Annotated in this window: 14 protein-coding genes; 12 read left to right on the top strand and 2 right to left on the bottom strand. The window is 61.6% G+C overall.

Annotated features, from left to right (window positions below):
- The first annotated feature begins 541 nt into the window (after nucleotides 1–541).
- Nucleotides 542–1,075 (top strand): protease adaptor protein RcdA, encoded by a 534-nt coding sequence (gene rcdA / locus NA8A_RS18885; protein WP_040673115.1) that lies wholly within the window; start codon nucleotides 542–544, stop codon nucleotides 1,073–1,075.
- 41 nt (nucleotides 1,076–1,116) lie between these two features.
- Here the strand turns inward: rcdA and NA8A_RS18890 are convergent, their stop codons facing one another.
- On the bottom strand, nucleotides 1,117–1,944 hold the full coding sequence (locus NA8A_RS18890; RefSeq protein WP_338086169.1) for a sulfite exporter TauE/SafE family protein: 828 nt from the start codon (nucleotides 1,942–1,944) through the stop codon (nucleotides 1,117–1,119).
- 42 nt (nucleotides 1,945–1,986) lie between these two features.
- Here NA8A_RS18890 and ruvC point away from each other — a divergent pair, with 42 nt between their 5' ends.
- The 9 genes from ruvC (at nucleotide 1,987) to pal (ending at nucleotide 9,355) form a co-directional block, all read left to right on the top strand.
- Complete coding sequence (gene ruvC, locus NA8A_RS18895; RefSeq protein ID WP_009451979.1) at nucleotides 1,987–2,502, top strand: crossover junction endodeoxyribonuclease RuvC; 516 nt, start codon at nucleotides 1,987–1,989, stop codon at nucleotides 2,500–2,502.
- Nucleotides 2,499–3,116, top strand: coding sequence for a Holliday junction branch migration protein RuvA (gene ruvA, locus NA8A_RS18900; protein ID WP_009451980.1), 618 nt, complete (start codon nucleotides 2,499–2,501; stop codon nucleotides 3,114–3,116). Before ruvC ends, ruvA begins: the two co-directional genes overlap by 4 nt.
- 143 nt (nucleotides 3,117–3,259) lie before the next feature.
- The gene (gene ruvB / locus NA8A_RS18905) at nucleotides 3,260–4,306 is read left to right on the top strand and encodes a Holliday junction branch migration DNA helicase RuvB (RefSeq protein WP_009451981.1); all 1,047 of its coding nucleotides are present in this window, start codon (nucleotides 3,260–3,262) and stop codon (nucleotides 4,304–4,306) included.
- A complete protein-coding gene (gene ybgC, locus NA8A_RS18910; RefSeq protein ID WP_009451982.1) occupies nucleotides 4,303–4,761 on the top strand; it encodes a tol-pal system-associated acyl-CoA thioesterase in 459 nt (152 codons plus the stop codon). The genes ruvB and ybgC overlap by 4 nt, the downstream gene beginning before the upstream one ends.
- A 278-nt stretch (nucleotides 4,762–5,039) precedes the next feature.
- Nucleotides 5,040–5,753 (top strand): protein TolQ, encoded by a 714-nt coding sequence (gene tolQ, locus NA8A_RS18915; RefSeq protein ID WP_009451983.1) that lies wholly within the window; start codon nucleotides 5,040–5,042, stop codon nucleotides 5,751–5,753.
- Nucleotides 5,754–5,765: 12 nt separating this feature from the next.
- Entirely contained in the window at nucleotides 5,766–6,224 is a 459-nt protein-coding gene (tolR, locus tag NA8A_RS18920; RefSeq protein ID WP_009451984.1) for a protein TolR, read from the top strand.
- Between the two features lie 4 nt (nucleotides 6,225–6,228).
- Entirely contained in the window at nucleotides 6,229–7,287 is a 1,059-nt protein-coding gene (locus NA8A_RS18925; protein ID WP_009451985.1) for a hypothetical protein, read from the top strand.
- 64 nt (nucleotides 7,288–7,351) lie between these two features.
- Complete coding sequence (gene tolB, locus NA8A_RS18930) at nucleotides 7,352–8,665, top strand: Tol-Pal system beta propeller repeat protein TolB (RefSeq protein WP_009451986.1); 1,314 nt, start codon at nucleotides 7,352–7,354, stop codon at nucleotides 8,663–8,665.
- Between the two features lie 183 nt (nucleotides 8,666–8,848).
- Nucleotides 8,849–9,355: a peptidoglycan-associated lipoprotein Pal gene (gene pal, locus NA8A_RS18935; protein WP_009451987.1), complete on the top strand. Its 507-nt coding sequence runs from the start codon at nucleotides 8,849–8,851 to the stop codon at nucleotides 9,353–9,355.
- 155 nt (nucleotides 9,356–9,510) lie between these two features.
- Here pal and rpe read toward each other — a convergent pair whose 3' ends face one another.
- On the bottom strand, nucleotides 9,511–10,179 hold the full coding sequence (gene rpe, locus NA8A_RS18940; protein WP_009451988.1) for a ribulose-phosphate 3-epimerase: 669 nt from the start codon (nucleotides 10,177–10,179) through the stop codon (nucleotides 9,511–9,513).
- A 250-nt stretch (nucleotides 10,180–10,429) separates the two neighbouring features.
- Here rpe and dgcN point away from each other — a divergent pair, with 250 nt between their 5' ends.
- Together dgcN and NA8A_RS18950 are read left to right on the top strand one after the other, a co-directional pair.
- Nucleotides 10,430–11,425 carry an N-acetyltransferase DgcN gene (dgcN, locus tag NA8A_RS18945; RefSeq protein WP_009451989.1) on the top strand — a complete coding sequence of 332 codons (996 nt, stop codon included), beginning with the start codon at nucleotides 10,430–10,432 and terminating at the stop codon, nucleotides 11,423–11,425.
- 92 nt (nucleotides 11,426–11,517) lie between these two features.
- Complete coding sequence (locus tag NA8A_RS18950) at nucleotides 11,518–13,170, top strand: alpha/beta hydrolase (RefSeq protein WP_009451990.1); 1,653 nt, start codon at nucleotides 11,518–11,520, stop codon at nucleotides 13,168–13,170.
- The last annotated feature ends 155 nt before the right edge of the window (nucleotides 13,171–13,325 follow it).

A 13,325-nucleotide genomic window follows, 5' to 3' on the forward strand; every position in this document is an offset into this window, starting at 1 on the left:
GATCAATTGAGTCTGGAGCCTAGGGCATTTTGCTGCCAGGTGGCATCATCTGGCATCCGCATGAATGTGGAGCAGCAAAAGGGCGCTCTATATCGGCTCATTGTTTCGCAGATTGCGCGGCCTCGCGCTATCTACTTGATTCTTCTGTGTTCGAGCGATGTCGCTTGCTGTCGTTCGGGCGTGAATGGTCGCGAACGAAGACATGTTGAAGCTGATTTGAAGCGATATTCGACAGTGTCATTAACCCATTATTAAGCTTTACAGGCGTTTACTGTGTTCATCCAGTGATCTGGATTCTTACCGAGTGGCTGGAGCCATTCTGTTTGACGCCTCCCTGTTTAAACTCCTGAGAGCCGCCTCCGCGGCTCTTTTTTTGGTTCTGTTCGCGATGTTAACCCTTTGTTAAGGATGAGCTTGCCACGCGCTCGCCAGAAGAGCATCCTGCCGCCGGGCGGAAATATTGTGACGCCTCGAGAGTTATGGTTGAAAACCGGTTCGGATTCGGCGACCGGGAAGTGAGTATCAGTGGGGCGTAAGAACAATGATTGAAGGCAGGGGCGGGCCTGTAACGATGATCAAGCTTGCCGAACATCGCGTTTTCTCCGATTCCTTCAAGCCGCTCTACAATCAGGGCATGGGGCTTGTGGAGGAGGCCGCCGAGTATCTCGATGGCGATGGCCGCGCTGCGGCCAAGCGGCTGTCGCGGCTCGGTGCGAACCTCTATGCAGCGGAATCGATGCGCCTTACCACGCGGCTCATGCAGCTTGCCTCATGGCTTCTCCTGCAGCGCGCCGCCAATGCTGGCGAGATGACGCGCGAACAGGTTGCGGCGGAAAAATCGAAGGTGCGGCTCGATACATCCTCTCCGCAGGAAGAGGCCGACGGCTGGTTCGACCTGCCGGAGGCTTTTCGCGACCTCGTCGTGCGCTCCCTGCGCCTGCAGGACCTCGTGCGACGGATGGACGAGGAAATCTATGGCTCCGAGCGGGGCGAAGAGGCTGAACTGGATTTCGGCAGTTCCAACCCCGTCTTTGACCAGATCACGCTTCTCAAGACGGCGTTCGGGCACCGCTGACGGCTTGCCTGATCCTGCTTCCTGCCGCTTCCGGCTCGGAATCAGGGTACATTTCCGGTCGTTCGGAACAAAATTCCGAGAAGTATATCCGTGACGGGAAGCGCCAAAAGCGCGGCGGCGGCAACCAGCGTCAGCGCCAATCTTCGGTATGCCGCCTCGCTCGCCGCGCCGTAGAGCCGCTCGCCCAGATAGACACTGAGAGCATAGAGCGGTGTCAGGACCAGGCCCAGTAGCAGGCGCTCCCGGTTGAAGAGGCCCGCGGCCCACAGGTTCGCGGCGGAAAAGATCTCGCTGAACAGAAACAGCGTAAGGAGGTTTGCCCGGATGATCCCGGACGGCAGGCTCGAAGCCATCCAGTAGATGACGACGGGCGGGCCGGGCAGGGCCGCAATGCCTGACAGGAGGCCCGACAGGCCACCGATCGCAAAGGATATGGGCAGGCCCCGCGATCCGCGATATCGCCAACCGCTCCACAGGATCGTGACGCAGATCAGGATGGCGATGCAGATGATCCAGCGCAGGATCATCGCGTCGGTGTGCTTCAATATGTAGACACCAAGCGGGACGAGCAGCGCCATGCCCGCAAGTACGGGCAGCACCTCGCGCCAGCGTGCGAGCTTTACCACCGGAAGGGTGACGGGAAGAGTGGGAAGCGAGTCGATGACGACCAGCATGGCGACCGCCGTGACGGGATCATACAGCGCGGCGGCCACCGGCGCGATGATCAATCCGGAACCGAAGCCCGACAAGCCGCGCACCACGCCCGCAAGTGTTATCGTGAGAGCAAGAAGAGCGAAACTGGTGTCGAGTTCAGGCAGCCTTCGGCTCCTCTCATGGCCATTGCTTGAGAGTTGATGGTCCGTTTGCAGTCGCTGTGTGGCAATGGGCCTGTGTGCGGCTATGTTGGTGCCATGAACACGGCGATTCGCATCATCGGCATCGATCCCGGCCTGCGCCGCACAGGCTGGGCCATCATCGACGCGCAGGGCAACTCCCTGCGCTTCGTCAATGCAGGAACCGTTCGCTCGGACGACAAGGCGGATCTCGCTTCCCGTCTCTGCCAGCTCCATGACGGGCTAGCCGATATCGTCCATGGGCATAAGCCGGAAGAAGCGGCGGTGGAGGCGACCTTCGTGAACAAGGATGCCACCGCCACGCTGAAGCTCGGTCAGGCGCGGGGCATCGCCATGCTAGTGCCGGCGCGCGCCGGGCTGCGGGTTGCCGAATACGCGCCCAATGCGGTGAAGAAGGCTGTGATCGGCGTTGGTCACGGCGACAAGAAACAGATTCACATGATGGTGAAGGTGCTGATGCCGAAGGCGAAGTTCGATACGGATGATGCCGCCGACGCCATAGCCATCGCCATCTGCCATGCCCATCATCGGCAATCGGCTGTCGGCCGTCTCGCACTGGAAAGCTTGAAATGATCGGCAAATTGAAGGGGCTCGTCGACGAGATCGGCGAAGATCATTGCATTATCGATGTCGGCGGTGTCGGCTATGTCGCCTACTGCCCGGTGCGCACGCTCTCCGGGCTGGAAGAGGGGACAGCGACGACGCTCTTCATCGAGACCTATGTGCGCGAGGACATGATCCGCCTCTATGGTTTTCGCTCCGCGCTTGAGCGTGAATGGTTCCGTCTCTTGCAGAACAATGTCCAGGGGGTGGGCGCCAAGGTGGCGCTCTCGGTGCTTTCCACGCTGTCGGCACCGGAGCTTGCCAATGCCATCGCGCTCAAGGATGCCGCCACCGTGGCGCGGGCGCCGGGCGTCGGCAAGAAAGTGGCCGAACGCATCGTCACCGAACTGAAGAGCAAGGCGCCGGCCTATGCGGGCGAGGCGAGCGGCACCATCGGTCTCAAGCAGGAACTGGGCGAGGGGGCTGCGCCAACGCCGGTTGCCGATGCGGTTTCAGCACTTGCCAATCTTGGCTATTCGCGCGACATCGCGGCCAATGCCGTGGCGGCTGCGCTGAAGTCTGCCGGCGAGGGGGCCGATGCCGGAACGCTGATCCGGCTTGGCCTGAAGGAACTGGCGCGCTAGAGCGTCCTTTGGGGTGCATTTTCGGGTGCGCAATGAGGACGACAGGCCGGCCATAAAGTGCTGTAGGGTGTTTCAGCACATCGCGCTTTCGAGAACGGATCGATGTTTTCGGGCCGGTGTGCCAGCAAGATGGAAGTCTGCGAATGACGGATGCCGAACGGCTCATTTCAGCCGACAAGCGCGGAGAGGATATCGACGCCACGATGCGTCCGCAGTCGCTCGACGAATTCGTCGGCCAGAAGGCGGCTCGGGCCAATCTCAAAGTGTTCGTGGAGGCGGCGCGCGGGCGTGGCGAAGCGCTCGACCATGTGTTGTTCGTCGGCCCTCCCGGTCTTGGCAAGACCACGCTGGCGCAGATCATGGCCCGCGAGCTGGGCGTCAATTTTCGCTCCACTTCCGGGCCGGTGATCGCCAAGGCGGGGGATCTGGCCGCGCTCCTCACCAATCTCGAAGAGCGCGACGTGCTCTTCATCGACGAAATCCATCGGCTCAACCCGGCGGTGGAGGAAATCCTCTATCCGGCGATGGAGGATTTCCAGCTGGACCTGATCATCGGCGAGGGGCCGGCTGCGCGTTCGGTCAAGATCGATCTTGCCAAGTTCACGCTGGTGGCCGCGACGACGCGGCTTGGCCTTCTCACCACGCCATTGCGCGACCGGTTCGGCATTCCCGTCCGGCTCGATTTCTATACGGTCGACGAACTGCAATCGATCGTCTCGCGTGGCGCGCGCATCCTGGGCCTGCCGCTTTCGACCGATGGTGCGGAGGAGATCGCGCGGCGCTCGCGGGGTACCCCGCGCATCGCCGGCCGGCTTCTGCGCCGGGTGCGCGATTTCGCGACGGTGGCGAATGCCAGCGAAGTGACGCGCAAGGTGGCCGACGATGCTCTGTCGCGGCTCGAAGTGGATGCGCTCGGCCTCGATCAGCTCGACCGGCGCTACCTCACCATGATCGTCGAGAATTTCGGTGGCGGTCCGGTGGGCATCGAAACCATCGCGGCGGCGCTCTCCGAGCCGCGCGATGCCATCGAGGACATCATCGAGCCCTATCTGATTCAGCAGGGGTTCATCCAGCGCACGCCGCGTGGCCGCGTTCTCGCCGCCCGGGCCTGGCGGCATATGGGGCTGCAACCGCCCAAGGAACTGGCCGCAGCGCAGATCAGCCTTTTCCAGCAGGGAGAGGGCGAATGAGCGGAGAGAACCCTTCTGTCGGCCTTGCGGGTGAGCTGACGCCATTCGGGCACAGGCTGATGGCGCGGGTCTATTTCGCCGACACGGATTTCACCGGGGTCGTCTATCACGCGCGCTATCTTGAGTTCCTGGAGCGCGGGCGCTCCGATTTTCTGCGCCTTGCGGGCGTTCATCATACGGAGCTCGCCGACGGAAAGCATGGCGAGACGCTTGCCTGGGTGGTGCGGCGTATGGAGATCGATTTCCGCCAACCGGCGCGCATTGACGATATCGTGACTGTCGAGACGAGGACGGATAAAATCTCCGGCGCGCGCATTTTCATGGTGCAACGGCTCCTGCGGGGTGAAGATGTTCTTGTCGAGGCCAAGGTGGAGGCTGCGATCATCGGCGCTTCCGGCAAGCCGAGGCGATTTCCCAAGGAATGGGTGAAGGCATTCGCGCCGGCGGAGTGCTGAACCCGCAGCTTCGATAAGCCGGCTTGTTCTTTTCAGCGTCCTGAAAGGCTTCTGGCGGCCCGGGAATCCTAACGCTTAATTAACCATAACGGTTCATGAAGAAATTCATGAAATCCGTAGCGATTCCGTGCGCCTTCCTTTCACCAAAATTTACCGGATAAAGGGCGGTGAAGCATCTTGCGGGGACGCCATGGTTCGAATGAAGCCACCGGCACGCAAGTGGGCGCGACCGGAACCGGAAAGACACGCCGCCCTGATCTTTAAGAGGATGTTGGTCCATGGAAAGTGTAACGCTCGCCGCACCTGGTGGGGAGTTGTCGATCTGGGCGCTGTTCTGGCAGGCAGGCTGGGTTGTGAAGCTGGTCATGATTGGCCTGCTCGCGGCATCCGTCTGGACCTGGGCGATCATTATCGACAAGCTCATCGCCTATGGGCGCATGCGCACCGCTCTCAACCGTTTTGAAAAAACCTTCTGGTCCGGCCAGTCGCTCGAGGAACTCTACCGCAATCTCTCCGAGCGCAAGACCACCGGAATGGGCTCGATCTTCGTTGCCGCCATGCGGGAGTGGAAAAAGAGTTTCGAGAAGGGTGCGCGCTCGCCGATCGGCTTGCAGACGCGCATCGACAAGGCAATGGACCTGGCGCTGGTGCGGGAGATGGACCGTCTCGAAAGCCGCCTTGGCTTCCTTGCCTCCATCGGCTCCTCGGCGCCATTCATAGGCCTGTTCGGAACGGTGGTTGGCATCATGACCTCGTTCCAGGCCATCGCGGGATCGAAGTCGACCAACCTTGCGGTCGTTGCTCCCGGTATCGCTGAAGCGCTCCTTGCAACGGCCATCGGCCTTCTGGCGGCCATCCCGGCCGTTATCGCCTACAACAAGCTGTCATCCGACGCAGCCAAGCTGGGCGGCAGGATGGAAGGTTTCGCCGACGAGTTTTCAACCATCCTGTCGCGGCAGATCGACGAAAAGGTCGCCGCCAAGGCGGCCTAGGAGATCATCGATATGGGAATGTCGGTTGGAACGGCGGGCGGCAATCGTGGCGGGCGCAGGCGTGGACGGCGCGGCTCGCGCAGCGGCCTGATTTCCGAGATCAACGTCACGCCTTTCGTGGACGTGATGCTTGTTCTGCTTATCATCTTCATGGTGGCCGCACCGCTATTGACGGTGGGCGTGCCCATCGATCTGCCTGAAACACAGGCCAAGGCGCTCAATTCCGAGACGCAACCCATCACCGTCTCGGTGAATGACAAGGGGCAGGTCTATCTTCAGGAAACGGAAGTGCCGCTCAACGAGGTCGTGGCGAAGCTTCAGGCCATCGCCCGTTCGGGCTATGACGAGCGCATCTATGTGCGCGGCGACCGCGCTGCCGACTACGGCACGGTGATGCAGGTGATGGCGCGGATTTCGGCTGCCGGTTACCGCAATCTCGGCCTGGTGACCTTACAGGAACAGGAAAACTGACCGAATGAAGACGGGGCTCGTCACATCGGCTACCCTGCATGCGGCGCTGCTCGGTTTCGGGCTCGTCTCGCTGTCGGCGCCACGCGCCTATGATGTGACGGATGTCGAGGCCTTGCCGGTGGACATCATTCCCATTGAATCCATGACGCAGATTCAGCAGGGCGAGAAGAAAGCGGAGCTTTCCGAAAAGCCGGCGCCGAAACCCACGCAGCGCCCTGATTCCGTTCCTGATGCCAAGAATTTCGGCGACAACGATGTCGACCTGAAGACGCCGCCTACCCCCGAAGCGCGGCCGCGCGAGGTGACACAGACATCCGAGCCGCCGCCAGCGCCAAAACCGCAACCCAAGCCTGAGCCGAAGCCGGAACCCAAGCCTGAACCGCCGAAAGCGGAGAAGACGCCTGTGCCGGCGACGGAAGTGCGCCCGGAACCGCAGCCAAAACAGGATGTGAAGCCCGATCCCGTGGCGGAAACCATCGTTGCTGAAAGCGCGGAAGCCGAGAGCGTGAACCTGCCCAACAGTGCGCCGGTGCCGCAGTCGCGCCCGCAGCCGCCGCAGGCAAGCACGGCAAAGGCGCCGGACCGGAAGGATTCCGAAAAGCCGGCCCAGAAGACGGCGACGAGCCAGTCGTCCGAGAAGTCCGACAAGCTGCTCGATGATGTCGCGGCCCTTCTGAACAAGGAAAAGGCATCTGGCGGCGGCGCCAAGCGCTCGCAAGAGCGGGCCTCGCTCGGCGGCGAGCGCAATTCGCAAGGTCAGAAGCTCTCGCAGAGCGAAATGGATGCTTTACGTGGTCAAATCCAGCGCTGTTGGAACGTGCCGGCTGGCGCGATGGATGCTGAGAACCTGAAGGTTTCCGTGCAGGTGAGGCTGGATGCGAGCGGTGCCATCGAGGGCAGCCCACGCATCATTGCGGGCGGCAACGGAACGCCGGTGGAGCGGGCTGCGGCTGAATCGGCGCGGCGCGCCATTCTGCAATGCGCGCCTTACAACCTGCCGCCGGAAAAATATGAAGCATGGGCCGATGTGATCGTCCACTTCGACCCAAGGGATATGTTTTAACCAGGGGCACCATCGGCCTGCGATGGGCGCTGAAGCCTAACCAGAGTGGGAGAGGCAAGAGCAAATGCAAAGTTTCCTGAAAGCCACCTTCATGATCGCGGCCATGGCCGCAGGGTTCGCGATGGCCACCCTGCCGGCGCGCGCGCTGGTGGAAATCGACATCAACAAGGGCGTGGTCGAGCCCTTGCCCATCGCCATCACCGAATTCATTTCGGCCGATGGCAAAGGCGCTGAAATCTCAAGTGTGATCGAAGCCGATCTCAGGCGCTCGGGCCTGTTCGCACCGATCGAGAAGGGTGCCTTCATCGAGAAGATCTCCAATCCCGATGCCGCGCCGCGCTTTCAGGACTGGACGGTGATCAACGCGCAGGCGCTGGTGACGGGCAAGGTTTCGGAAACGCCGGACGGTCGCCTGCGCGCCGAGTATCGCCTCTGGGATACCTATGCGGGGCAGCAGCTCGTGGGCGAGCAGTTCTTCTCCAGCAAGGACAAGTGGCGCCGCATCGCGCATATCATCGCCGACAGCATCTATCAGCGCCTGACTGGCGAGGGTGGCTATTTCGATACGCGTATCGTCTATGTCGATGAATCCGGCCCGCGCAACAACCGTGTGAAACGGCTTGCCATCATGGATCAGGATGGCGCCAACCAGCGTTTCCTTACCGATGGGCGTTCCATCGTTCTGACGCCACGCTTCTCGCCGACGCGCCAGGAAATCACCTATATGTCCTATGAGAGTGGCCAGCCGCAGGTCTATCTGCTGCAGCTCGAGACTGGACAGCGCGAGCTGGTCGGCAATTTTCCGGGCATGACCTTTGCGCCCCGCTTTTCGCCCAATGGACAGAAGGTGATCATGAGTCTTCTGCGCGACGATGGCAATTCCAACATCTTCGCGATGGATCTGCGCAGCCGAAACACGACGCGCCTGACCACCTCCAACGCCATCGATACCTCGCCGTCCTATTCGCCGGATGGCAGCCAGATCGTGTTCACCTCCGACCGTGGCGGGCGGGCACAGATTTATGTGATGGGTGCCGACGGCAGCAATCCGCAACGCATCTCCTTCGGTGATGGCACCTATTCGACGCCAGTCTGGTCGCCGCGCGGCGATCTCGTCGCCTTCACCAAGCAGACGGGCGGGGAATTCCAAATCGGTGTGATGCGCACGGACGGTTCCGGCGAGCGCATCCTTTCCTCTGGCTTCCTTCAGGAAGGGCCGACATGGGCGCCGAACGGACGTGTGATCATGTTCTTCCGCCAGCCCGCTGGCTCGGGCGGACCGCAGCTCTATTCGATCGATCTGACCGGTCGCAACGAGCAGAAGATTCCGACCGCAAACTTCGGATCCGATCCGGCCTGGTCGCCGCTGCTCGAATAGCAGCAGCGGTGCCTGCCTTCCGGAACGCCGCGTTTCCGCCGCATTTTAAGCTAGTTTGCGCGAAATAACTGTTCCGAGAGTGAATGGTAAGGCTTCGTTAACCGCGTTTCTTGAGGGGTCCTTAATGGCAACGTGGTTACTGATCGTTGAACGAAATTTCTCTAATTTGAAGGAGAGGGGGCCATGCGCTCGATTGCAGCCATAGCCAGAAACCCGGTCAGCATCGCCCTGGTGGCGGCGCTCGCACTTGCTGGATGTGCGAACCAGAAGACGGTGCCGAATTCGGCTGCCGATCTCGGGCTTGGCGGCGCAGGCGGCCCGCCCGGATCGCAGCAGGAATTCACGGTCAGCATTGGCGATCGTATTTTCTTCGATACCGATTCCTCCCTTATCCGCGCGGACGCGCAAGGTATCCTGTCGCGCCAGGCTCAGTGGCTGAACAAGTACACGAGCTACACGATCACAGTCGAAGGCCATGCGGACGAACGCGGCACGCGCGAGTACAACCTTGCGCTCGGCGCACGCCGTGCTGCCGCTGCCCGCGACTTCCTGGTGGCGCGCGGTGTCGCGGGCAACCGTATCCGCACGATTTCCTACGGCAAGGAGCGCCCGGTGGCGACCTGCGACGACATCTCCTGCTGGTCGCAGAACCGCCGCGCCGTCACCGTGCTGAACGGCGGCAACAGCTGATAGCTGGAATACGGCAATGAAAGGCCGCGCTGCCCGGATGGGCGCGCGGCCTTTTTCTTTTCGTGAATTTTCTTGTGGGCACGGCATTCGGTCTGGCGCAATGCTCCATTGCATCGGCGGTTCCGCCTGACCTCACAATGCCGTAGCGGATCGCCTCAGCGGGCGGCGGCGCGGATCGCTTCGATGTTTCTTGTGTAGCTCTCTTCGCTGTTGCCCTTGAAGACGGCGGAACCGGCGACCAGAACGTTGGCGCCCGCTGCAACCACCTCGCCTGCCGTTTCGGGGGAAACGCCGCCGTCGATCTCGATGTCGATGGGGCGATCGCCGATCAGGGCCTTCACCCGGCGGATCTTTTCCACCACGGAAGAAATGAAGGCCTGGCCGCCGAAGCCCGGGTTGACCGTCATCAGGAGCACGAGGTCGACCTCGTCGAGCACGTATTCCAGAACGCTTTCGGGCGTCGCGGGATTGAGCGAGACGCCTGCCTTCTTGCCGAGATTGCGAATGGTCTGGAGCGACCGATGCAGGTGCGGACCTGCCTCCGCATGGACGGTGATGATGTCGCAGCCCGCATCTGCGAACGCGGCAAGATAGGGATCGGCGGGAGCGATCATCAGGTGACAGTCGAACACCTTGTCCGTGCGGTCGCGAATGGCCTTGATGATCGGGGCGCCAAAGGTGATGTTGGGCACGAAATGGCCGTCCATCACATCGAGATGGATCCAGTCCGCGCCTGCGCGGGCGACGGTCTCGACCTCTTCGCCGAGACGCGAGAAATCAGCGGACAGGATGGAGGGGGCGATGAGCGTCGGGCGCACGGTCATGGCAAGCTTTCCGGAACGATGAGACAATAATGAAACTTGGCTTGCCCTAGACCATTTTTTGCTCTTGTGGAACCTCCGGCTGTGCGGCAGGTGCCGCATGGTGCGTTTCGCTGCGCGAAGCTGGCTTTTGAGCCAGAAGCCGGCGCAGGAACGGGCCACTGCTTGACATCCCCTGTCACATTGCGCCTTCTGCCGGTCTGGCCTACGGGTCGACAGGATTCACCCCCGTAATCGAGAAGAGACGCCACCCATGTTGAAGACGCCCTATCTCCTGTTTCTCGGGGACGCTCCCGATCAGCTCGCCGCCAAGGTCGCGCAAGGCATCAAGGATTGGCGCCCCGAGCATTGCGTTGGCCAGCTGCGTTTGGAAGGCTGCAAGGCAAATCTGGGCCTGAAGGATATGACCGTCGAGGAAGCGCGCGCTGCCGGCGCCGAGACGCTCGTTGTGGGAGCCGCCAATCGCGGCGGGGTGATCTCTTCCAGCTGGATGGCCACGCTGACGGCGGCGGCCGAGGCCGGGATGGACATCGCCTCCGGCCTTCACAACCGGTTGACGGCGCAAAAGCCGTTGGTGGAAGCGGCGGAGAAGGCGGGAACCCAGCTTTTCGATGTGCGCGTACCGCAGGAGGAATATCCCATTGCCGACGGCAAGAAGCGCGCCGGCAAGCGATGCCTGGCGGTCGGCACGGATTGCTCCGTCGGCAAGATGTACACCGCGCTTGCCATGGAGCGCGAAATGCGTCAGCGGGGCATGAAGGCGACTTTCCGTGCGACGGGGCAAACGGGTATCCTGATCACGGGTTCGGGCGTGCCGCTCGATGCGGTGGTTGCCGATTTCATGGCCGGAGCCGTGGAAAAGCTGACGCCCGACAACGATGCCGATCACTGGGATCTGATCGAGGGACAAGGCAGCCTGTTTCATCCATCCTTTTCAGGTGTGACAATGGCCCTGATCCACGGCGGCCAGCCGGACTCTCTGGTGCTTTGCCATGAGCCCACGCGCACGCATATGCGCGGCCTGCCGCATTACGGCCTGCCTTCGCTGGAGGCCTTGCGCGACCTCGCGCTCGTCACAGCACAGATCGTCAATCCTGATGTCACCGTGACCGGCATCTCGGTCAATACGGCCGCACTTTCGGCTGAGGAGGCAAAAGCCTGCCTCGAAGAGATCGAAAGCCGGATGGGGCTCCCCACGATAGATCCCTTCCGCGATGGCGCGGGCCGCCTGGTCGACGCGCTTTCCTGAGGGGCGGGCTGGCCGTTCGGACTTGCCACGGAGCCTGAGAGGCTTCACTCTCGGCTCCGATTGCGAGGGTCCTTCCAGCACTGGGGATTGCAATGGTCGAGCTTGCGGTGGAACCGAAGACACGTATCTGGCACAGTTTTTCAGTTATCGGACTGTGCCTCGGTACGTTGCTCTTCGCTGCATCGTTGACGCCCTCGCTGCTGCCACGGGCCTATTCCGTCCAGGGCGTTCTTTCCGGAGTGTCGCTGGCGCTGGGTTATGGGCTCGGCGCTTTCCTCGTCTGGCTGTGGCGCTATCTGGAGCTGCCCGAGCCGCGCCGGTCGCCGCGTTATTACGGAAAATGGGCCATGGCGGCGCTGTGCGTCGGTGTGGCTTTGTTCTTTCTCTGGAAGGCGGCGGACTGGCAAAATTCCATCCGCGCCCTGATGGAGCTTCCGCCGGTCGACACGGCACATCCGACCAAGGTCGGCCTTATCGCGCTTATTCTTTTCCTCCTTCTCGTCGGTTTGGGGCGTGGGCTGAGGCGGGTCTATTTCTTCGTTTCGGCCAGACTTAAGCGTTTCGTGCCGCGCCGGGTGGCCTATGTGATCGGCTTCGTGGTGGTCGGATTGCTCGTGGCTTCGCTCGTTGATCGGATTCTGCTGCGCTATGCCTTGCGCGTTGCGGATTCTGCCTATGCCGAACTGGATGCGCTGTTCGAGGACGGCATCGAGCAACCCGCCGATCCGCTCAAAACGGGTGGGCCGGGGTCGCTGATCGATTGGGAGAGCGTTGGCCGCACGGGTCGCAGCTTCATCGTCGAAGGGCCGCGCCAAAAGGACATTGCTGATTTCACCGGCAGGCCGGCACTGGAACCCATGCGGGTTTATGTGGGGCTGCGCTCTGCCGAAACGGCCGATGAGCGGGCGATCCTCGCGCTCGACGAACTCAAACGCATTGACGCCTTCAATCGCTCGGTGCTGGTGGTGGTTGCGCCAACCGGCACCGGCTGGGTCGACCCGGAAGGTGCTGACACACTGGAATATCTGCACAATGGCGACACCGTGATGGTGGCGCAGCAATATTCCTATCTGACGAGCTGGCTCTCTCTCTTGATCGAGCCCAACTATGGGGCCGAGGCCGCCCATGCCCTTTTCAGCAAGGTTTATGGATATTGGAAGACCTTGCCGAAGGACGCCCGGCCCGAACTCTATCTCTATGGTCTCAGCCTTGGAGCGCTGAGCTCGGAACAATCGGCTGAGCTGTTCGATATTCTGGGCGATCCCTATCAGGGTGCCCTTTGGGCAGGCCCACCCTTCAACAGCCGCATGTGGCGGTCGATCACTGCTGACCGCAATCCCGGATCTCCGGCGTGGCTGCCGCGTTATCGCGATGGTTCCGTCGTGCGTTTCACCGCGCAGAAGAATGCGCTCGACATTCCCGGTGCCTCATGGGGGCCGCTGCGCATCGTCTATCTGCAATATGCAAGCGATCCCGTTGTCTTCTTCGACCCGCTGGCGTGGTACCGGAGACCAGCCTGGCTGGTTGGAGAGCGAGGACCTGACGTTTCTGCGGAATTGCGGTGGTATCCGCTGGTCACCTTCCTCCAGCTCACGCTGGATATGGCGCTCGCCACCACCGCTCCGCTCGGCTATGGCCATCTCTATGCACCAGAGCATTATATCGATGCCTGGATGGCCGTGACCGCACCGAAAGGGTGGCCGCCAGAAGAGATCGAGCGGCTGAAGCAGAAGCTGGCGAAATAGAGGGTGATCCCTCCAGTTATGGCTGGCACTTTTCAAGCTCAGTGAAGTTGCAGGAGATGCCGGCAATTTTCAGCCGACCTCCGTGCGCCTCTTCATCTCGCGATCAACCCATGCGGGGGATTGATCTCGCCAGTGATATGCATCGTATGCGCCTC

Origin of the sequence: Nitratireductor indicus C115 (assembly GCF_000300515.1) — a bacterium.
GTDB lineage: Bacteria > Pseudomonadota > Alphaproteobacteria > Rhizobiales > Rhizobiaceae > Nitratireductor > Nitratireductor indicus.

Bases quoted from the DNA above. Each gene is read 5' to 3' on its own strand.
- rcdA (WP_040673115.1), top strand. From the start codon at position 542: ATGATTGAAGGCAGGGGCGGGCCTGTAACGATGATCAAGCTTGCCGAA.
- ruvC (WP_009451979.1), top strand. From the start codon at position 1,987: ATGAACACGGCGATTCGCATCATCGGCATCGATCCCGGCCTGCGCCGC.
- ruvA (WP_009451980.1), top strand. From the start codon at position 2,499: ATGATCGGCAAATTGAAGGGGCTCGTCGACGAGATCGGCGAAGATCAT.
- ruvB (WP_009451981.1), top strand. From the start codon at position 3,260: ATGACGGATGCCGAACGGCTCATTTCAGCCGACAAGCGCGGAGAGGAT.
- ybgC (WP_009451982.1), top strand. From the start codon at position 4,303: ATGAGCGGAGAGAACCCTTCTGTCGGCCTTGCGGGTGAGCTGACGCCA.
- tolQ (WP_009451983.1), top strand. From the start codon at position 5,040: ATGGAAAGTGTAACGCTCGCCGCACCTGGTGGGGAGTTGTCGATCTGG.
- tolR (WP_009451984.1), top strand. From the start codon at position 5,766: ATGGGAATGTCGGTTGGAACGGCGGGCGGCAATCGTGGCGGGCGCAGG.
- NA8A_RS18925 (WP_009451985.1), top strand. From the start codon at position 6,229: ATGAAGACGGGGCTCGTCACATCGGCTACCCTGCATGCGGCGCTGCTC.
- tolB (WP_009451986.1), top strand. From the start codon at position 7,352: ATGCAAAGTTTCCTGAAAGCCACCTTCATGATCGCGGCCATGGCCGCA.
- pal (WP_009451987.1), top strand. From the start codon at position 8,849: ATGCGCTCGATTGCAGCCATAGCCAGAAACCCGGTCAGCATCGCCCTG.
- rpe (WP_009451988.1), bottom strand. From the start codon at position 10,179: ATGACCGTGCGCCCGACGCTCATCGCCCCCTCCATCCTGTCCGCTGAT.
- dgcN (WP_009451989.1), top strand. From the start codon at position 10,430: ATGTTGAAGACGCCCTATCTCCTGTTTCTCGGGGACGCTCCCGATCAG.
- NA8A_RS18950 (WP_009451990.1), top strand. From the start codon at position 11,518: ATGGTCGAGCTTGCGGTGGAACCGAAGACACGTATCTGGCACAGTTTT.